The sequence below is a fragment of the uncultured Senegalimassilia sp. genome, from assembly GCF_934636665.1.
Classification (GTDB): Bacteria; Actinomycetota; Coriobacteriia; order Coriobacteriales; family Eggerthellaceae; genus Senegalimassilia.
On record NZ_CAKUAT010000013.1, the window covers coordinates 52,989 to 71,037 of the forward strand.

Here is an 18,049-nt window from a genome sequence, read left to right on the forward strand (position 1 = left end):
CCCGCCGTCATGCAGCGCAAACGAAGGTCGGGAAACAGTGCCTGACGCGGAAAACCATGCCGAACGGCCGAGCGGAGCCGGGAACGACGGCTGCCATCATGCAGCCCTGATGCCCGCAGGCACGGTTTCCTCTACATGCTGGAACCGTTAACCGTGCGTAAACCGCTACGCGCGCCGGCGGCAAGCCGGTATAGTGTACGGAAACGGAAACGACCGCATGAGGCGGCGATGCGCGAAGGAGCGAACATGGAGACGATTGGGTTGACCGATATCATCGGGCCGGTGATGGTGGGGCCGTCGAGCAGCCACACCGCCGGCGCGCTGCGCATCGCGTACATGGCGCGCAAGCTGGCCGGCGCGTTGCCGGCGCACGTGGAGTTCCGCCTGCTCGGCAGCTTCGCGCATACGCTGACCGGCCACGGCACGGACAAGGCGCTCGTCGCCGGCATGCTCGGCTTCGCACCCGATGACCTACGCATCCGCAACTCGTTCGCGCACGCGCGCGAGGCGGGACTCGACTTCACCTTCACTCCCCTGCCGGACTGCGACGATTACGAGCATCCCAACACCATCGACATCGTCATCGAAACCGCCGAGGGCGGGCGCATGGAGGTGCGCGGCGAGAGCGTGGGCGGCGGCGCTGCCGTCATCCGCAAGATCGACGGGGTGGACGTCTACATCACCGGCGAGAACCACTCGATCGTGGTGCAGCAGCGCGACCTGCCGGGCGTGCTCGCGCATATCGCCACCAGCCTTTCGGCGCACGGCGTCAACATCGCCACGGCCCGCATGTACCGCGAGCAGCGCGGCGACACGGCATGGACCGTGCTTGAGACCGACCAGCGCATCAACGACGATGCGCAGGCAACCATTTTGGAAAATCCCCTGATCCGCGGCGTACGAGTCATCCCCGCCGCCTCGCTCGGCCAGGCCCAGGCAACCGTCGGGGAAGCCGAGCAGGCAGCGGCGCTCGAACGCCTGCGCACGCTTGATTTTACGAACGGGACGCAGCTGCTCGCGCTTTGCGCCGCGCAAAAAGCCGGCATCTCCGAGGTGTTCCTACGCCGCGAAGCCGCCGTGCAGCAAGCCGGCGGGCATGCCGACGGCACGAGCGCATACCTTGCCTACGCGCTGCGCGTCATGAAAGACGCCGCGTTCCTGCCGCTCGACGCGCCGGCCGCATCCATGGGCGGGCTTTTGGGCGGCGAGGCGCAGCGCATCGCGAAGGTGCGCGACTCGGGCGCCGACGTGCTCGGCGAGCCCATCGCCAGCGCCTGCGCCTATGCCATGGCCGTGCTTGAGACCAACGCCTCCATGGGCCGCATCGTGGCAGCCCCCACTGCCGGATCGGCCGGCGTCATCCCCGGCGTGCTGCTATCCCTGCAGAAGGCGAAGGGGTATTCCGACGAGCAGCTTCAGCGTGCACTGGCTTGCGCCGCCGCCGTGGGCTACCTGATCACCCGCAACGCCACGGTCTCCGGCGCCGAAGGCGGTTGTCAAGCCGAGATCGGGTCGGCGGCCGCAATGGCCGCGGCGGCATGCGTGGAGCTTGAGGGCGGCACGCCCGAGCAGTGCTTGAACGCCGCTGGCAACGCGCTCACCAACATGATGGGCCTGGTGTGCGACCCTGTTGCGGGCCTGGTGGAGGTGCCCTGCCAGAAACGCAACGCCGCCGGCGCGGCAACGGCGCTGGTGAGCGCTCAAACTTCGCTTGCGGGCATCGGCAATTTGGTGGGCTTCGACCAAACGGTGGAGGCCATGTACAAGGTCGGCCGCAGCCTTCCCTTCGAGCTACGCGAATCGGCCCTGGGCGGCCTAGCGGCAACCCCCGACGCCTGCGCCTGGTGCGAATCGCACATGTGCGGGAAGTAAGGGGCTGCGACACCGGCTTTCCGCGGCGAAGCGTGAACACACCTCCATCCCCTGTTCATGCGCCGGCGCAGCGACCCACGTCAACGCCACCGGCCGCTTGCCCGGCCGCCCCGCGGGGCCCAAGCGTGAACACACCCCCGTCCCCCGTTCAACCCTGCTTAATGAACGAAGCGCCCCGCAAACCACCGAGGTTTGCGGGGCGCTTCCATATGCAGGCTGCACCAAGCGACCCGATCGTAGCCGCTTGCGCCCTACCCGATCTTGACGATGGGTGCGTAGTCTTTCAGCAGCTTCTTCGTTTGACCGGACTTGGAGAAGCGGACGTAGAGCGTGTCGCCGTCCACCTTCGTCACCTTGCCGCGGCCGAACGTCTTGTGGTCGACGGTGTCGCCGGCGGCGAAGGTCATCTTGGCTGCCGCCTTCTTCTCCGCCCCGGGGCGCACGTAGGCGCCCGATACCGAACGACCTGCCCCGATGCGATTCGTTCGCACCTCGCGGCGCTCGCGCTCGGACCTTCCGCCGGGGGCGCTGGCGCTTGAGCGGCCGAACACGCGGCCGCCACCGGCCTCCACGCCGCTGCCGGAAATGCCCTTGCGGCTGCCGCGCTTCTCCCAACCGGTGCCGGAGAAGCCCTGGCTGCCCACGCCCATGGTCTGGCGAAGCTCGCCGGGGATCTCATGGATGAAGCGCGACACCGGGTTAGCCTGCGTCTGGCCGAAAATCTGGCGCGTGTAGGCGCAGGTGAGGAACAGCACCTTGCGGGCGCGCGTGATGGCGACGTAGGCCAGGCGGCGCTCCTCCTCGATGCCGGCGGCGTCGCCGACGCTGTTCATGTGCGGGAACAGCGTCTCCTCCATGCCCGCCACGAACACGCAATCGAATTCCAGGCCCTTCGAGGCATGCACCGTCATCATGGTGACCGCCTGACCATCCTCGTCCATGGTGTCGAGGTCGGTGCGCAGGCGCACCCACTCCAGGAAGTCAGCCAGCGAATCGCCGCGCAGCACGCGCACAGGCTCTTCAGATCCTTGCAAACTCGCCGCAGGTAGCGCAGAGTCAGCGAGGGTTTCCCCAGTGCCCGAGCCGTGGTCGATGGCGAAGGCGCCGCGTACTTCGGTACGCAAGCCTTCGTCAGCGGCCGCGGATTGGGTACTGGGGGAAGCCGCAGCGTCGAGTACGCCGCCGTTCGGCAGAACGGCGGAAGGCCGAGGTGCCGCGTAATCGGCGTCCTCCTCTTCGTGGGTGTCCACGAACTCGTCGACTACGGACAGGAACTCCTGGATGTTCTCCACGCGCCCGCGCGCCTCGTCGGTGTTCTCGGCCTGCAAGGCGCTGATCAGGCCGGACTTGTCGATGACGGCCTCGATACACTTGCGCAGATCGCCCGAGTAGGACTGCGCGTCCTTGATGATCTGCACGAACTCCCCCACGCTGCGGCGCGTGGCGGCACGCAGCTCGGGGTCGGCGATGGCGATCTCGGCGCCCTCCATGAACGTCATGTCCATCTCGCGCGCGAACTGCTCGATGCGCTCCACCGTGGACTTGCCGATGCCGCGGCGCGGCGTGTTGATGACGCGCTTGGCGGCGATGTCGTCAGCGGGGTTGACCACCAACGTGAGGTAGGCCATGACGTCGCGGATCTCGGCGCGGTCGAAGAATCGCGTGCCGCCGACGATGCGGTACGGCACGCCGGCGCGCAGCAGCATATCTTCAAGCATGCGCGACTGGGCGTTGGTGCGGTAGAACACCGCCACCTGGTTGTAGGACAGCCCCTTCTGGCGCTGCTTCTCGATCTCGCCGGCGATCCAGCGGCCCTCGTCGCGCTCGTCGGAGGCCATGTACACGTGGATCTTCTCGCCGTCTTCCTGGTCGGTGAACAGCTTCTTCACCTTGCGATGCTGGTTGTTCGCGATAACAGCGTTGGCCGCGGCCAGAACGTTGCCCACGCTGCGGTAGTTCTGCTCCAGCTTCACCGTGGTGCACTGCGGATAGTCCTTCTCGAACTCCAGGATGTTGCGGATGTCGGCGCCACGCCAGCTATAAATGGACTGGTCGTCGTCGCCCACCACCATGATGTTGCCGTGCTGCTCGGCCAGAAGGCGCGTGATCTCGTACTGTGCGTGGTTGGTGTCCTGGTACTCGTCCACCATGATGTAGCGGAAGCGCAGCTGGTAAGCCTCGAGCACGTCGGGGTGGTTCTTCAGCAGCAGGTACGCGTACAGCAACAGGTCGTCGAAGTCGAAGGCGTTGGCCTGCTTCAAGCGCTCCTGCAGCTTCTCGTAGACGCGCGCGGCCACCTTGCCCACCGGGTCGTTGGCCTCCTTCGCGAAGTTGCCGGGCACCTTCAGCTCGTTTTTCGCCGTGGAAATGCGGTTCATCAGGGCGTTTATGGGGAAGCGCTTCGGGTCGATGTCCAGCTCGGCCATGATTTCCTTGTACAGGCGCTTCTGGTCGTCGGTGTCGTAGATGGTGAAGCTCTTCGAGAATCCCAGGCGCTCGGCGTCGGCGCGCAGCATGCGCACACACATGCTGTGGAAGGTGGACACCCACATGCCGCGGCTGCGCGGGCCGACCAGGCCCTGCAGGCGCTCGCGCATCTCGGCGGCCGCCTTGTTGGTGAACGTGATGGCCAAGATCTCCCACGGGGCCACGTTCAAATCCTCCAGGATGTGCGCGATGCGGTACGTGAGCACGCGCGTTTTGCCTGATCCAGCACCAGCCAAGACCAAAAGCGGGCCTTCGGTGCATTCGACGGCCTGACGCTGGGGGCCGTTGAGCGTGGTGATGTCGACGGGCATAGGGCTTCCTAACATGATGTTCACGTGCGGTTGCAAGTTCAAAGCGCCCAAAGGCGCGACTGATGATTGTACCGCTTCCGAGCGGCGCGCGCCCTATTCGCGCCAAGCATGCACAGCATGGCCAGAGGATGTTCGATTCCACGCACGAAAAGCCCACCGACGGCACGGCTCGGCGAAGCGGGGTGGATAGTTGCCAGGCGGCCGTCGGGCTTCTCCTTCTGCTAGGCCGGCCCCCGTCCGCAAAAGGCGCCTTTCCGCGCACGAAAAAAGGCGGACCGGTTTCCCGATCCGCCTTCGTTACGTTGCGCAAAACGCCTTCGCGCGCTAGACGATCTTCTTCCCGAACACCGCGGCGATCTCGCGCAGCTCTTCGACCAGGACGCGGAACTGCGCCGGGGTCAGCTGCTGCGGGCCGTCGGAAAGCGCCGCCGGCGGGTTGGGATGCACCTCGATCATGATGGAGTCGGCGCCCACGGCGACCGCGGCGCGCGCCAGGCTGGGCACCAGGTCGCGCACGCCTGCCGGATGGGACACGTCCACGCAGATGGGCAGCAGGCTTTGCTTGTGGATGACGGGCACGGCCGAGATGTCGAGCGTGAAACGCGTAGCCGTCTCGAACGTGCGCAGGCCGCGCTCGCACAGCACCACGTTGTCGTTGCCCTCCATGGTGATGTAGTCGGTTGCCGCCAGCCACTCGGCGATGGTGCCCGCGAAGCCGCGCTTGAACAGCACCATCTTGTGGGAGTCCTTCGTGACCTTGCCGATGTTCTTCAACAAGCTGAAGTTCTGGAAGTTGCGGGCGCCCACCTGCAGGCCGTCCACATAGGAATGGACCAGCTCGCAGTGCTCGGAGTCCATGACCTCCGTAAGGGTTTTCAGGCCGTACTTCTCGCCGCCGGCCTTCATGATCTTAAGCGCTTCCTCGCCAAGGCCCTGGAAGCTGTGCGGGTTGGTGCGCGGCTTGTACGCGCCGCCGCGGATCCAGGTCAGGCCCAGGTCGCTGATGCACTCGGCAACTTCGAAGAACTGCTCTTCGCTCTCAACCGAGCAGGGCCCGGCGTAGATGGTTATCTCGTCGGTACGGGTGCCGTAATCCGGCAGTTTCGCTTCGATTCTCTGCTCGCTCATGCTGACGGGGTCTCCTTCATGACTTTCAGGATAGTACCGTAGATCTCGCGGAGGTTATCGTTATAAAGCGGGCCCTCGTTATAGCTGTCCACCTTCTCGAAGATCTCCTCTTCGCGTTTGGGGTCGTACAGACCCAGGTGCGCACCGGGCTTCAGGCCGCGGATGACCAGCGAATGACCGGCGCGCTTGTTGAGCAGCGCGACGATCTGGCGGTCAAGCTCGTCGATCTTTGCACGATGTTCCTGGATCTGCTCGAACGAGCTGTTCTGATCAGACATCGGCGTTCCTTCCTGTTCTTGAGCGGTAACGAGCATGGCCGCGCGACGCGTCGAGTGCCAGACGCGCGCCGTGCCGGACGAAAGCGGCCCTCGTGTGCGCATCATGATAGCAAAACAACCGGCTGATTCAGGGAAATCTGAGGAATAAAGTAGGTAAATGGGGCCAGCGCCCCGCCCCGGCTATAAGACAGCGGAGAACGTGGCCAGCAACGGGATGGTGACCAGCGCCAAGACGGTGGTGATGAAGGTGCCCTGCGCCATGGTCTTGGCGTCGCCGCCGTACTGATAGCAGAACATGGTGCCGTTGGTGGCAACGGGCATGGCCGCCAGCACCACGACCACCCCCAGCAGCGCGCCGCCGGCAAGGGGGCGCATGACGGCGAAGATGAGCAGCGGGATGGCCACCATGCGCACCAGGCATGCGATCCACAAGCGAGGGGTGCCCAGAAGCTTGGCGGCGGGAAGGTTCGCCAGCGACGAGCCCACGATGAGCAGCGTGGCGGGCGTGGTGAAGCTGCCGGTGGTGGAAAGCGCGGGGCCGACCACGGGCACGGCATGCACGCCGCAAAACGCCAGCGCCATGGTGATGAGCGTGGCGATGTTGCAGGGCGTGACGAAATCACGCCAGCTCATGCGCACCTTGACGCCGTATTCGTTGTCCGAAGCGATGAGCCATGCGCCGAAGGTGAACGACAGCAGGTTGAACACGATGTTGTACACAACCGCGTATACGACCGTCTGCGGCCCGAAGATGGCGGACAGCACGGGATAGCCGATGAAGCCCGTGTTTCCGAAGATGAGCATGAAGCGGTACACGCCGCGGCAGCCGTCGGGGATGCGCAGCGCGTAGGTGACGATATAGGCGATGGGGATGAACAGCGCATAGCTGAGCACGGAAAGCCCGATGATCTGCCCCATGAGCACAGGGTCGGGCAAGCTGTCAACGTTGAGCACCGACGCCAAGATCAGCGCCGGCAACGTGGCGCTCAAGACAAGCCCCGAGAGCTTCTTGTCGAAATCGGCGTCCATAACGCCCATTTTCTTGCAGATATAGCCAACACCTATGGCAGCGAACAGGGCCACCATCTGCGTGAAGATGCTACTGAACTGGCTAAGCACTGCTTCCCTTCCCTTTCCCCGTGCATTGCGTGAACTCACGGAGCAGGACAGGAAAGCGCCAGGCGCAGGCCTTTACGCCAGGATGCCCACGATTTGCAGCGCGAAGACGCCGAGCACCAACGCGCCCACCACGATGCGGTACCAGCCGAACGCCGTGAAGTCGTTCTTCTTAATGTACCCCATCAGGAACTTGATGGACACCACGGACATGACGAACGCCGAAACCACGCCCACCGCAAGCACCACCGCCTCGGTGGTCGTCATGGCAAGGCCCGCGGCCGCGAACTTGATGCATTTCACCAGGCCCCAGCCAAACATGATGGGGATGGCCAGGAAGAACGTGAACTCCGCCGCGGCGGTCCTGCTGCAGCCGCACAACATGCCGCCGATGATGGTGGCGCCGGAGCGGGAGGTGCCGGGGATGATGGCGAGCACCTGGAAGCAGCCGATCTTCAGGGCCGTCTTCCAATCGATGCCGTCGACATCGGTGATGCGGAAAATGCTGCGCTCGGCGGCCTCGTCAACATTGGCGGCGCAGGCATGCGCGGGCGCGGAGTGCGCCGGAGCCTGCACGCGCGCATGACGGCCGCGCGGGGCCGAAGGCTGCTCTGCGCGGGTGCGCGCCTGGTTTCGCACGGCGGCGCGAGCGCGGCGCAGACGACGGCAGTTGCGGCGTTCCATGACGATGAACACCACGCCGTACAGGATGAGGATGGCGGCAACGGTGACCTTGTTGTAGAAATGAGCGTTCACCCAATCGTCGAGCAGAATGCCCACAATGGCCGCCGGGATGCATCCGATGGCCACCATCCCCCACAGCCGCCAGGTCGCGCGCTTCTCATCGGCGCTTTTGCGCGGGCTCAAGGGGTTGAGCTTATGGAAGTACAGCGTGAGCACGGCCAGGATGGCGCCGATTTGGATGACCACCAAAAACAGCGCAAGGAACTCCGCGGACACCTGGAGCTGTACGAAATCATCGACGAGGATCATGTGGCCCGTCGACGAGATAGGCAGCCATTCGGTGACGCCCTCGACGATGCCGATCAATAGGGATTTCAACGCTTCGATGATCATGTTCCGCCTTTCGGTGAGCCGCACGCGTGCGAACGCGGGCCCGGTAAGCCTGCAATGCCGCACGGCTTCGAAATTGTAGAAGGCGGCGAAGCGCAACGCGCGCCACGAACTTCGCTCGACCCGATAAACCAGAGCGGGCGCACGTTTTCTTTACCTACATTTGATATTGGAAGGCACAAAACGCGGGCCGTAACGTGAACCTTGCGTAGCGTTGTGTTGAAGATGCACAGCCGACAGGTATGGATTAGCGCAGCTTAATGTACAATCGCCGTTACGAATACGCAGAGAAGAGTGCAGCCGCAAGCGCGGCCGGGCAGCGTGATACAACCGAAGAAGGAGCCTCTAGTGAGCACCGCATCGTCCAGTTCCACCAACCAGAAAGTCGTCGTGTTCGACTTCGGCGCGCAGTACGGGCAGCTGATCGCCCGCCGCGTGCGCGATTTGAACGTGTACTCGGAAATCGTCCCGTGCGACATCACCGCAGACGAGGTGCGCGAGATGGCGCCCGCCGCCATCATCCTGTCCGGCGGCCCGGCTTCCGTCAACGCCGAGGACGCGCCGCGCGTCGACCCCGCCATCTACGAGCTGGGCGTGCCGATCCTGGGCTTCTGCTACGGCCATCAGGTCACCTCCGTCACCTTGGGCGGCAGCGTGTACCACCCCGAAGTGGGCGAATACGGCCCCGCCACGCTGCACGTCTCCGGCGGCCAGCTGTTCGCGGGCACGCCCGCCGATCAGACCGTGTGGATGAGCCACTTCGACGCCGTGAAAGACGTTCCCGCGGGCTTTACCGTGGTCGCCTCCACCGACGTGTGCCCCGTCGCCGCCATGGAGTGCCCGGAGCGCAAGATCTACACCACGCAGTTCCACCCCGAGGTCAAGCACACCGAGTTCGGCAACCAGATGCTCAAGAACTTCCTGTTCGACATCTGCGGGCTTGAGCCGAACTGGACCATGGACAACCTGGTGGACACCCTGACCGCCGACTTCCGCGAGAAGGTCGGCTCCGACCGCGTCATCCTGGCCCTGTCGGGCGGCGTCGACTCCTCCGTGGTGGCAGCGCTGGGCGCTCGCGCCGTCGGCAAGCAGATGACCTGCGTGTTCGTCAATCACGGCCTGCTGCGCAAGGGCGAGCCCGAGCAGGTCGAGGAAGTGTTCACCAAGCAGTTCGACGTCGACTTCATCCACGTTCACGCCGAGGAGCGCTACGCCAAGCTGCTCGACGGCGTCACCGACCCCGAGCAGAAGCGCCGCATCATCGGCACGCAGTTCTGGGAGGAGTTCTTCACTGTGGCCCAGCAGCTCGACGGCGTGAAGTACCTGGCCCAGGGCACCATCTACCCCGACATCATCGAGTCCGGCGCGCGCAAGACGGGCGGCAAGGCGGCAACCATCAAAAGCCACCACAACCTCATCCCGTTCCCCGAGGGCGTGCACTTCGACCTGATCGAGCCGCTCGACCACTTCTTCAAGGACGAGGTCCGCGCGCTCGGCACGGCGCTGGGACTGCCCGACCACATCGTGCATCGCCAGCCCTTCCCCGGCCCGGGTCTTGCCATCCGCATCATCGGCGCGGTTTCCGCCGAGAAGCTTGAGATCCTGAAGAACGCCGACGCCATCGTGCGCGAGGAGCTTGACGCGTACAACCAGCGCCTGTTCGAGGAGACCGGCGAGCGCAACAGCGAGCACAGCTGCTGGCAGTACTTCGCCGTGCTGCCCGACATCAAGTCGGTGGGCGTCATGGGCGACGAGCGCACCTACCAGCGCCCCATCATCCTGCGCGCCGTGGAAAGCTCCGACGCCATGACCGCCGACTGGGCGAAGCTGCCCTACGAGCTGCTGGCGAAGATCTCCAGCCGCATCGTGGCTGAGGTACCGGGTGCAAACCGCGTGTGCTACGACATCACCCCCAAGCCCCCCGCGACGATCGAGTGGGAGTAGGAACGCACATTATCGTGAGGTTGCTTCAATGTGAATCCTTGTGCGTTATGGAATGACTTGATGCGTTGATATACCTCCAAGCCAGCAGCACACAAGCTGTAGAAAAGGCCTTCGGATGCAGCTCCGAAGGTCTTTTCTTTCTCACATTGACCTGCGATTAAGCATCCTGTTCGTTCATTTAGCAGTTTCCTCATTCCCGGTGCTCACGATAACGTGCGGTCTAGCTGCGCTTTTGGATATTCTTTTCGAAAGCTGTACTCACAGTATCACTAGAACAGTCCCGAATATTGATATCTGTACTCACAGTGTACTCACAGAAAACGCTCATGAATTAAGACGGTACAACAGGGTTTCTCTGTCTTCGCATGAAATGCTCAGAGCCTCTCTAACTGATTTGGCAACTTCGTACGCGAGTCTAGGAGGGACGGCATTTCCAATTTGTTTGTAACGCGAGCTTTGGGATCCCTGCCAAGGCATATCAACAGGAAATGTCTGGATTGCAGCCGCTTCATCAACACTAATACGCCGAAGCCTCTCAGGCACAGATTTGGCAACAGGTCCACCTTGCATTAAATTCCGATGGTATGCGACCGCCCAAGATTCTTCCCCAGTTTCAAAAGACCTTTGGTCAACGATAGGAGTTCTGTTTCCGCCCATAGATGCTGGGAGCGTTGGTGCAGGGGCGTCCAAATCCATTGGGCGTCCCTGGCCATTGAACAGCATGCCTGCCCAGGGTGATTTTCTCATTACAGGGTTTTTCGCAGCTGTAACCTTCGCTGTGCAAACCTGGTCATTGCCGATTTCACCAAGGGGAGGCAGCTTCGCTAATGCGTCTCTGACGGTCATCTGTCTTACATTTGCCGGTGGACATATCGGCTCTGGAGAAGAATCGCCTTTAACACCCACAAGAAACATTCGTTCTCGCGATTGAGGAACTCCAAATTCCGCAGCATTTAAAACATTGAGGGTCGTGCTATACCCCATGCTTTCTGCCTCTTCGCGTATCTTGCTAATGGTTCCACTCCATTTTTTAATGGCTGCAAGAGCTTTGACGTTTTCCATGACAAATGCGCGAGGCTGAATCCGCTTTACCATGGCGAGAAAGTCAAAGACATGCCTGGACCTTGGATCATTGGGATCCATTTTTCCTGCAACAGAAAAACCCTGACAGGGAGGACCGCCAATTACAACATCGGCCGAGCCGCGCTCTGGAAGATTCTTGACAGCACGGATGTCGCCCACTTCTATTGCATGCCTACAACCGTCTTTCAGCGACGAATCTTGCTTCTGGAGGATGTCGAGCATTTTTGAATAAGTCCGCATAGCGTCAGCATTTATGTCGTTAGAGAAGATAGGCGTAAAGCCAGCAGCCAAAAAACCTATGTCAAGTCCACCAGCGCCTGTGTACAAGGATACGAAAGTAGGTCTATGCATCTATATGCCTTTCATGAGCTCATGCTAAATTCGCATAGCTCATGATATAGCAAGCAACCGAAGATCAATTCAAAAAATCGAAGAATTAGAGAGAGATGAGTTCGTAATACCGTTTCGAAATCGGTTCGGGCACTGCTCCGTAATTAACTTTTTCGTGTACCAACGAATCGAAAAGTTCTTCATATTCCGCTAGGCCTTCGATGCCGCCGAGACTATCCATCAATCCAGAGTACGTGATTGCGAGGACCGTGACGTCATAATCGGAAACCTTTACAACGGCTGGAGTCGCATATTTGACGAGCGGAGATATATCGTGCGCAACATATTTCACCGTGATATCCCAAACTGCGGGATCAGCCTCTTCTCTTAGCTCCAGTCTCTTTTCAGAAAGTATTCGAGCAAGAGTGTTCAAGTGGAGATCTATGTATTCGTCTCTAAGTTGTCCACCATGTGCCTCATATCCGACAATAGAGTGGTTCCCGTAGTCGACGAATTCAACATCTCCTATTTTTGCGGCACTTAAATTAGTTTCGTTGACTGACGACCCCAAACCACGTGCCTTTTTTCGAAGCTCTTCCGGTTGATCCAACACAGCCAAGAAATCACAAACGCGCTGATCTATAACGCCAAGACTAGCGGTATTACCTTTGCTCACGTGCCTAAGGAAGCGAATACGTGATTTCTCGGCTGGCAACGGGAGCTTTTCAGGTCTGTTTTCTTGAATTCGGTCAAGACGACGGCATAACCAACGACGAATAAGACAGCCAGCATGCCTTCTGCTTGGATAAGGAAGCTTCCCAAGTTCAGCAAACAATTCCACTAACCTTACTGGGCCATTCTTCGCTCCTTGTTTACCTTTTCTGTTCTCAGCCCACGTCATATCCAATGCCGCAAAACCCTTTGCGTTGTTCAGGTAAGGGTTTTGAGTTGGATTCCTGTATTCGTCATGCCATAGATAGTTGCAGGCTTCGCCTCTAGGGGAAAATTCATACACCCCTTTTCCAGGATATCTGTCGTATTTTTCCAGCGGCAAAAGCTCGAAATGAATCATGAACATATAGGGTTCATGATCAACATCCCGATCAAGATATTTAATCGTTGAGACAATTGAATCGGGGCAATCGAGCTTGCCGAGCTGGTTGCCAAGAGTTTCAAGCGCCTGATTATCATCGTCGTCTTTGAACGTACGGAGAACCTCCGCCCGATCGTCTTTCATAACCTTGACAGCGTCGTCTTTAGTAAATTCGGGACATAAGCCTACGCAACGAAGCATGCGTTGTACTGAATGAAAAGTCAGACCCTCGATGCCGATATGCTCAGTAATCATGTAGGCGCACATTTTTTCGTGAAGTGCTAGTGTCACGATTCTCTCCGCGCTCCCGATTAGAGCCATCGCCTGTTCGTGTGTCAAGTAATCTTTGTCAACCAAATCGTTGTGAAGGGAAAAAAGGTGTTCCCCGAGAAATTCAACCCTGGGACAGGCTTTGAAAAGATGGAAAACGATTGACTTGAATTCTTTGGAGACTTCGCCGGTCGAAAGCCAGACCTCCCATAATTCGCTAAAGCGTTCTGAGCATTCTTGCTCTTCGTAACCCTCAGAAACCATATACTCCAAGACCCGACTAGAGGCATCCTCAAGCTCGTCAATCCTAACGGGCAAACCGGTTTCAGCTATAGCGCTGCGAACTGATTCGAGTGATTCGAGATATATGCTATTCATCAATACGCTCCCATAGAGGCTTCGAGGAGCTAGAGGCGCCATTTCTCAATTGAGAGAGAGCTTCTGGGTCAGAAACGCCGCAAGCATCAAGGACAAGAAGTAGCTGCTCAACGGTCAAGCTTTGCTTTCCTGCCTCAATCTTAGACACGGCTGTTTGCTGCAAGCCAATTGTTTGGGCAAGCGTCTCCTGTGAAAGCCCCGCTTTTCTGCGCCACTCGCTAATACAATGACCGATATGTGAATCTATCTTCATGCAGCCATTATATGACTATTCAGATTGACTCTTCTTGGGCATGGAACATTTCGTTGCTCTAGGGGCGCGGGGAATCCCCCGCAAACGGGTGCACGATGGGCGCCTCCGTTCTCCTATGCCGAGGATTTGTCCGACGGCATAGGCTACTTGCTGGATTTCCCAATCAGCCCGCATCCCTTGAAAAGTGCTGCCCGCCGGTGTCACGCCAATGCGATTGCCAGCCGCGACTCCGCCGCCGCGCAATGCAAACGGGGCCGCTCTTGCGAACGACCCCGTGACGGCGATGACGGCAGTGAAGGCAGGTTTCTATATAGCCGGTTTCCCTTCACTGCCTTCACCACTTTCATCCTCTATGCGCCGAAGCGTCACCAGCTGGCCCGCGCTGGTGTGCTTCTTGGCGTAGCGCACGCCCCTGGAGAGCATGAAGCCGCTGTTCTGCGCGAGGTGCTTGCCCAGCACGGGGACCGTCACGCCCTCGATTCCCGCAGCCTCCATAAGGTTGCTCATGGTTCCCTGCCAGATGCTCACGCCGCGCGACATGAAGTCGAGCGTGCGCATAACGCAATCGGGGACGTCGCGCTCCTCGAGCTCCTCCTCGCTGGTCTTGCCCACCAGCTCCCAGATGCAGTCCTCGAGCCGCAGCTTCAGTTCCTGGAACCGCACGTCGCGCCCCGTTATGGAAAGCGTCGCGTCGGCGGCGCCCCTGTTGGGCCTCGACAGAACCCAGGTGCTGTCGGCGCTACCCGTGATTCCGTTGGTGCCGGAAACTGTGTTCATCACGTCGCTGTCGGCCTGCTTGCGCGTGTGGTGCACGGCGATGAGGCACGCAGCATGCTCGTCGGCAAGCTTCTTCAGCGCGCCGAAGTCGCGGTAGTCGGCCGCATACAGACTGTCGCTGCTCGGCCTGCGCACCTTCTGGAAGGTGTCCACTATCACCAGGCGCACGTCGGGGTTCTCGTCCAGGAAGCCGCCGATTTGCTCAACCAGGCCTTCGCCCAGGCAAGGCGCCGCGTTGCTCAGGAAGAAGCGCTCGCTCGCGACGTCGGAAAGCGCCCAAAGGCGCTTCTTCACGCGCTCGTAGGTGTCCTCAAGGCACAGGTAGAGCACACCGCACTTCTTGGTGGCGAAGCCCCAGAACGGGCTTCCCGAGCTCACGGCCAGTCCGATGGACAGGCACAGCCAGCTCTTCCCGCATTTCGGCGGTCCCGCGACGACGTGCCCGCCCAGGGGCAGAAGGTCCTCGATGACCCAGTCGGCCTCCATGGGTGGCTCCTGGATGAGCTCGCTTGCGAGGCGCACATCTAGCGCGGCCATCGATCCGCCCTCTCCTGCGCGGCTGCGGCGAACCACCTGCCGCGGGCATCCTGGCGAAGCTGCAGGCCCATCGCCGCGCATACGGCGTCGAGGCGGTCTTCCAGCGAGAGCGCGTAGTCGACGAGCTGCTCGCCGCTCGGCTCGCCCTCGAAGCCGTGATCGCGCAGCCTGCGCCTTCGTTCCTCGATCCCTCCGAAATAAGACATCGCTAATCGCCCCGCTCCATGTACAAGAGCGCGTCGCGGGGCGAACAATGCGCGGTGGGGGCGCCTTCGCCGCCGAAGCCCTCGAAAAGCGTTGCGAGCAGGCGAATCACGTCAAGCACCTCGGGCTGCACCTCGTCGCCTTCCCCCAGGCGCAAAAGCTCGAGATAGACCATCTGCATGCCCTCTTCCATGCCCTTCTGCACGCGGCTGCTGGGCACCACGGTCACTTCCTGGCACATCAGCCGCGCCACGATGTAGTCCTGCTTCGTCAGGCCGCTCATGGCCACGATCGCATCCAGCTTCCGGCCCTCTTCGGGCGACACGCGGAACGCTACCGTCTTGCTGCGCAGGCGCCCGTGCTCGTCCAGGTTCTTCCTACTCATCACCTTTCGCCTCCCTCAAGGCCCTCATCGGGCTGTATTCGGCGCTGGCTTCGCGCTGTATGTTCAGGTCGGCCGCCATTTCCTGCTGCTTGTTCGGGAACAGGTGGGCGTAGCGCATGGTCACTTCGGTGCTCTCGTGTCCCATGCGGTCGGCGATGGCAAGCGCCGAGTAGCCGAGCTCGATGAGGAGGCTCACGTGGCTGTGGCGCAGGTCGTGGATGCGGATGGGCTCCATGCCGCATGCTTTGCAGCCGCGGTGCATCTCCGCGCGCAGGAAGCCCTTGGTATAGCGGAATATCCGCTCGTCCTCGGCGATGCCTCGAAGGCACGCTAGGTAATCGCGCATCTCCTCGGCCAGGAACTCGGGCATCACGATGGTCCTCACCGATTTCCTGGTCTTCGGGGCGGTTATCACGTCCTCGCGGCCGATGCGCTGGTAGGACTTCGTCACCGACACCGTGCGGCGAGCGAAGTCGAAGTCCCGGGGCGTTAGCGCCAGCAGCTCGCCCACGCGCAGGCCGCACCAGTACAGGATCTCGAACGCCATGTGGGACACGGGCTTGTCGCGCAGCTCGCGGCTGAAGCGGAGGTACTCGTCCTTGGTCCAGAAGTTCATCTCGTCGGCGTTCTTCTCGCCGATCTTGCCGACCTTCTGCATGGGGTTGGATGCCAGGCCGTAGTGCCTCACCGCGTGGTTCATGATGGCGGAGAACTGGTTGCAGATGCTGTGCAGGTAGGTCGGGCTGAGCGGCAGGCCGTTGCTGGTCCGCAGCTCCATCAGCTCGTTTTCCCAGGCGATGACGTCCGTCGAGGCGATCTCGTTGATGGGCTTGGCCTCGAAGTAGGGCAGGATCTTCGTCTCGATCATCACGGCCTTTGTGTTCCAAGTGCTTCGGCGCAGGCGCGGGGAGACGTCCTCTCGGTAGACCCGGTAGAAGTCAGCGAAGGTCATGGTCGGCGCTCCCTCGATGCGTAGCAGGAAATCGTGCTCCCATCTTCGGGCGGCGCGCTCGCTGGTGAAGCCGCGCTTGGTCTTCTTGCACTGCTTGCCCTGCCAGTCGCGGTACCGGCACTGCACGTAATAGGTGCCCCGGGCTTTGTCCTTGCTAACCGACATTTCGGCCTCCCTTTTCCGCCGCAGGTTCGGCCTTGCTGCCGGCATCGCGGCCCTCCGCGCCGAAGAAGCGCTCCTCGAAGAAGCTGCGGCTGACCTTCCCCGGCACCACCAGGCAGCCGTTTTCCTGCATCTCCGCGTTGAGCTTTCGAATTACCTTGTAGGCGTACGCCCGGGACACGTTCAGCTGCTCGCACACCTCGTCCACGCCTATAAGCTTTGCGTTCATCTCCGCTCCTTTCGTTTGGTTACCTCACGTATCTGTGAGCTTTGATGTTGCCAACATAACCTCACGTTTATGTGATGTCAACAGATTCTCGGAAAATTGCTCACGTTCTTGTGAGGTGTTAGAATTGCGCCATTGCCGCTGCGTACCCCGGGCTGTTGCCGAGTGCCGCAGCGTACGTTCGACCAACGAGTCCGCGAGAGGAGCCTCAACCGTGCTCAAGAAGAAAGAACCCTCGTCCTTGCTGGGCAGGCGAATCCGCGACCTGCGATTGAAGCGGTGCTGGACACAGCGCGAAGCCGCAGAGAAGTCCTTCGTGACGGAGAGCGCGTTCCGCAGCTACGAGCTGGGCGACCGCATGCCCAAGCGCGAGATCATCGACCGCATAGCCAAGGCGTTCGGCGTCCGCAGCGAGTACCTGACCGCGCCGGAATTCCTGAACAGCACGGAGTTCTGCTACGCCTTGCTGCAGAGCGAGGAGGCCTTCCACCTGAAGCCAGGGGTGGACGAGGCGGGGCTCGGCCACCTGAGCGTCGAGCCGATCGGGGATGCGAAAAGGATATCCGGGCTGCTCAACGAATGGAACAGGATGCGCCAGAAACTCGACAGCAAAGAAATCACCCAGGCCGAATACGACGAGTGGAAGCAGACCTGGGACGATGGCGAAGATGCCCTCGAAGTGCTGAAACGAGCCAGGCTGAGGGGTGGCACGGGGAACCGCGAGTGAGCAAGGCGATCGGCGCAGCCATTGGCGAAGGCTCGGCGTTTGTCTTCGAGAAGGTATATCTCGGCGAAATGAGCGCGAAGGACGTTGATGCGATCCGCGACTTCATGGAGCAGAAGCTGAACAGCGAGTTCGTCGGGAAAGTGACCGAGGTCATTGAGGGTTTCGCCAGCAGTGAGCAGGGCAAGAATTCTCTCAAAGATTTGGCTGGCAACCTGGTCAAGACGCTAGGCCCAAGCACTGGAAAAGCTTCCTCTTAAGAGCATCGGGAGTAATCTTGCTCGTGAGTGCAGAATGAGTGCAAGCGAATCTGATATCGAGTAGACGACAGAGCATGAAAGTACAGATAGAGACACGACGAGCTATAACGGCCATCGAATTTCCAGTCGAGTGGGAGTAGGCCGATAGGGTTCTGACCTGCATTTTTGAGTGCCGCGCTGTGCCGCTGAGTTTCGTTTCGTACGA

The 18,049-nt window shown here is 60.8% G+C and carries 17 protein-coding genes; 4 read left to right on the forward strand and 13 right to left on the reverse strand.

The annotated features are described in order from the left end of the window. The first annotated feature begins 246 nt into the window (after positions 1-246). A complete protein-coding gene (sdaAA, locus tag Q0G75_RS06570) occupies positions 247-1,872 on the forward strand; it encodes an L-serine ammonia-lyase, iron-sulfur-dependent, subunit alpha (protein WP_294416311.1) in 1,626 nt (541 codons plus the stop codon). Between the two features lie 251 nt (positions 1,873-2,123). Here sdaAA and Q0G75_RS06575 read toward each other — a convergent pair whose 3' ends face one another. The 5 genes from Q0G75_RS06575 to Q0G75_RS06595 all read right to left on the reverse strand — a co-directional run bounded on the left by Q0G75_RS06575 (position 2,124) and on the right by Q0G75_RS06595 (position 8,269). After that, positions 2,124-4,670, reverse strand: a complete 2,547-nt coding sequence (locus tag Q0G75_RS06575) for an ATP-dependent helicase (protein WP_294416314.1) — start codon at positions 4,668-4,670, stop codon at positions 2,124-2,126. 324 nt (positions 4,671-4,994) lie between these two features. Continuing rightward, on the reverse strand, positions 4,995-5,798 hold the full coding sequence (aroF, locus tag Q0G75_RS06580; RefSeq protein WP_052297781.1) for a 3-deoxy-7-phosphoheptulonate synthase: 804 nt from the start codon (positions 5,796-5,798) through the stop codon (positions 4,995-4,997). Next, entirely contained in the window at positions 5,795-6,076 is a 282-nt protein-coding gene (locus Q0G75_RS06585) for a chorismate mutase (protein WP_042433231.1), read from the reverse strand. The genes aroF and Q0G75_RS06585 overlap by 4 nt, the downstream gene beginning before the upstream one ends. Positions 6,077-6,256: 180 nt before the next feature. Then, a complete protein-coding gene (locus tag Q0G75_RS06590; RefSeq protein ID WP_294416316.1) occupies positions 6,257-7,195 on the reverse strand; it encodes an AEC family transporter in 939 nt (312 codons plus the stop codon). A 72-nt stretch (positions 7,196-7,267) separates the two neighbouring features. Continuing rightward, positions 7,268-8,269 (reverse strand): undecaprenyl-diphosphate phosphatase, encoded by a 1,002-nt coding sequence (locus Q0G75_RS06595; RefSeq protein ID WP_294416318.1) that lies wholly within the window; start codon positions 8,267-8,269, stop codon positions 7,268-7,270. 345 nt (positions 8,270-8,614) lie between these two features. Here Q0G75_RS06595 and guaA point away from each other — a divergent pair, with 345 nt between their 5' ends. Continuing rightward, on the forward strand, positions 8,615-10,210 hold the full coding sequence (gene guaA, locus Q0G75_RS06600) for a glutamine-hydrolyzing GMP synthase (RefSeq protein WP_294416320.1): 1,596 nt from the start codon (positions 8,615-8,617) through the stop codon (positions 10,208-10,210). A gap of 324 nt (positions 10,211-10,534) precedes the next feature. Here the strand turns inward: guaA and Q0G75_RS06605 are convergent, their stop codons facing one another. The 8 genes from Q0G75_RS06605 to Q0G75_RS06635 all read right to left on the reverse strand — a co-directional run bounded on the left by Q0G75_RS06605 (position 10,535) and on the right by Q0G75_RS06635 (position 16,863). Further along, complete coding sequence (locus Q0G75_RS06605; protein ID WP_294414467.1) at positions 10,535-11,644, reverse strand: DNA cytosine methyltransferase; 1,110 nt, start codon at positions 11,642-11,644, stop codon at positions 10,535-10,537. An 85-nt stretch (positions 11,645-11,729) separates the two neighbouring features. Continuing rightward, positions 11,730-13,364, reverse strand: coding sequence for a hypothetical protein (locus Q0G75_RS06610; protein ID WP_294414468.1), 1,635 nt, complete (start codon positions 13,362-13,364; stop codon positions 11,730-11,732). Further along, positions 13,357-13,617, reverse strand: a complete 261-nt coding sequence (locus Q0G75_RS09385) for a helix-turn-helix transcriptional regulator (RefSeq protein ID WP_294414469.1) — start codon at positions 13,615-13,617, stop codon at positions 13,357-13,359. Before Q0G75_RS09385 ends, Q0G75_RS06610 begins: the two co-directional genes overlap by 8 nt. Positions 13,618-13,923: 306 nt before the next feature. Continuing rightward, a complete protein-coding gene (locus Q0G75_RS06615) occupies positions 13,924-14,931 on the reverse strand; it encodes an AAA family ATPase (protein WP_294414470.1) in 1,008 nt (335 codons plus the stop codon). Continuing rightward, positions 14,919-15,137 (reverse strand): hypothetical protein, encoded by a 219-nt coding sequence (locus tag Q0G75_RS06620; protein ID WP_294414471.1) that lies wholly within the window; start codon positions 15,135-15,137, stop codon positions 14,919-14,921. Before Q0G75_RS06620 ends, Q0G75_RS06615 begins: the two co-directional genes overlap by 13 nt. A gap of 2 nt (positions 15,138-15,139) precedes the next feature. Then, positions 15,140-15,520, reverse strand: coding sequence for a hypothetical protein (locus Q0G75_RS06625; protein WP_294414472.1), 381 nt, complete (start codon positions 15,518-15,520; stop codon positions 15,140-15,142). Then, a complete protein-coding gene (locus Q0G75_RS06630; protein ID WP_294414473.1) occupies positions 15,513-16,637 on the reverse strand; it encodes a site-specific integrase in 1,125 nt (374 codons plus the stop codon). Before Q0G75_RS06630 ends, Q0G75_RS06625 begins: the two co-directional genes overlap by 8 nt. Then, positions 16,627-16,863: a hypothetical protein gene (locus Q0G75_RS06635; RefSeq protein ID WP_294414474.1), complete on the reverse strand. Its 237-nt coding sequence runs from the start codon at positions 16,861-16,863 to the stop codon at positions 16,627-16,629. The genes Q0G75_RS06630 and Q0G75_RS06635 overlap by 11 nt, the downstream gene beginning before the upstream one ends. Positions 16,864-17,074: 211 nt before the next feature. Here Q0G75_RS06635 and Q0G75_RS06640 point away from each other — a divergent pair, with 211 nt between their 5' ends. Together Q0G75_RS06640 and Q0G75_RS06645 are read left to right on the forward strand one after the other, a co-directional pair. Beyond that, complete coding sequence (locus tag Q0G75_RS06640) at positions 17,075-17,587, forward strand: helix-turn-helix transcriptional regulator (RefSeq protein ID WP_294414475.1); 513 nt, start codon at positions 17,075-17,077, stop codon at positions 17,585-17,587. After that, complete coding sequence (locus tag Q0G75_RS06645) at positions 17,584-17,844, forward strand: hypothetical protein (RefSeq protein ID WP_294414476.1); 261 nt, start codon at positions 17,584-17,586, stop codon at positions 17,842-17,844. Before Q0G75_RS06640 ends, Q0G75_RS06645 begins: the two co-directional genes overlap by 4 nt. The last annotated feature ends 205 nt before the right edge of the window (positions 17,845-18,049 follow it).

What these genes read in the sequence shown, in the direction of transcription:
- sdaAA (WP_294416311.1), top strand. Translation starts at nt 247, where the DNA reads ATGGAGACGATTGGGTTGACCGATATCATCGGGCCGGTGATGGTGGGG.
- Q0G75_RS09385 (WP_294414469.1), bottom strand. Translation starts at nt 13,617, where the DNA reads ATGAAGATAGATTCACATATCGGTCATTGTATTAGCGAGTGGCGCAGA.
- Q0G75_RS06610 (WP_294414468.1), bottom strand. Translation starts at nt 13,364, where the DNA reads ATGAATAGCATATATCTCGAATCACTCGAATCAGTTCGCAGCGCTATA.
- aroF (WP_052297781.1), bottom strand. Translation starts at nt 5,798, where the DNA reads ATGAGCGAGCAGAGAATCGAAGCGAAACTGCCGGATTACGGCACCCGT.
- Q0G75_RS06585 (WP_042433231.1), bottom strand. Translation starts at nt 6,076, where the DNA reads ATGTCTGATCAGAACAGCTCGTTCGAGCAGATCCAGGAACATCGTGCA.
- Q0G75_RS06635 (WP_294414474.1), bottom strand. Translation starts at nt 16,863, where the DNA reads ATGAACGCAAAGCTTATAGGCGTGGACGAGGTGTGCGAGCAGCTGAAC.
- Q0G75_RS06595 (WP_294416318.1), bottom strand. Translation starts at nt 8,269, where the DNA reads ATGATCATCGAAGCGTTGAAATCCCTATTGATCGGCATCGTCGAGGGC.
- Q0G75_RS06615 (WP_294414470.1), bottom strand. Translation starts at nt 14,931, where the DNA reads ATGGCCGCGCTAGATGTGCGCCTCGCAAGCGAGCTCATCCAGGAGCCA.
- Q0G75_RS06630 (WP_294414473.1), bottom strand. Translation starts at nt 16,637, where the DNA reads ATGTCGGTTAGCAAGGACAAAGCCCGGGGCACCTATTACGTGCAGTGC.
- Q0G75_RS06605 (WP_294414467.1), bottom strand. Translation starts at nt 11,644, where the DNA reads ATGCATAGACCTACTTTCGTATCCTTGTACACAGGCGCTGGTGGACTT.
- Q0G75_RS06575 (WP_294416314.1), bottom strand. Translation starts at nt 4,670, where the DNA reads ATGCCCGTCGACATCACCACGCTCAACGGCCCCCAGCGTCAGGCCGTC.
- Q0G75_RS06625 (WP_294414472.1), bottom strand. Translation starts at nt 15,520, where the DNA reads ATGAGTAGGAAGAACCTGGACGAGCACGGGCGCCTGCGCAGCAAGACG.
- Q0G75_RS06620 (WP_294414471.1), bottom strand. Translation starts at nt 15,137, where the DNA reads ATGTCTTATTTCGGAGGGATCGAGGAACGAAGGCGCAGGCTGCGCGAT.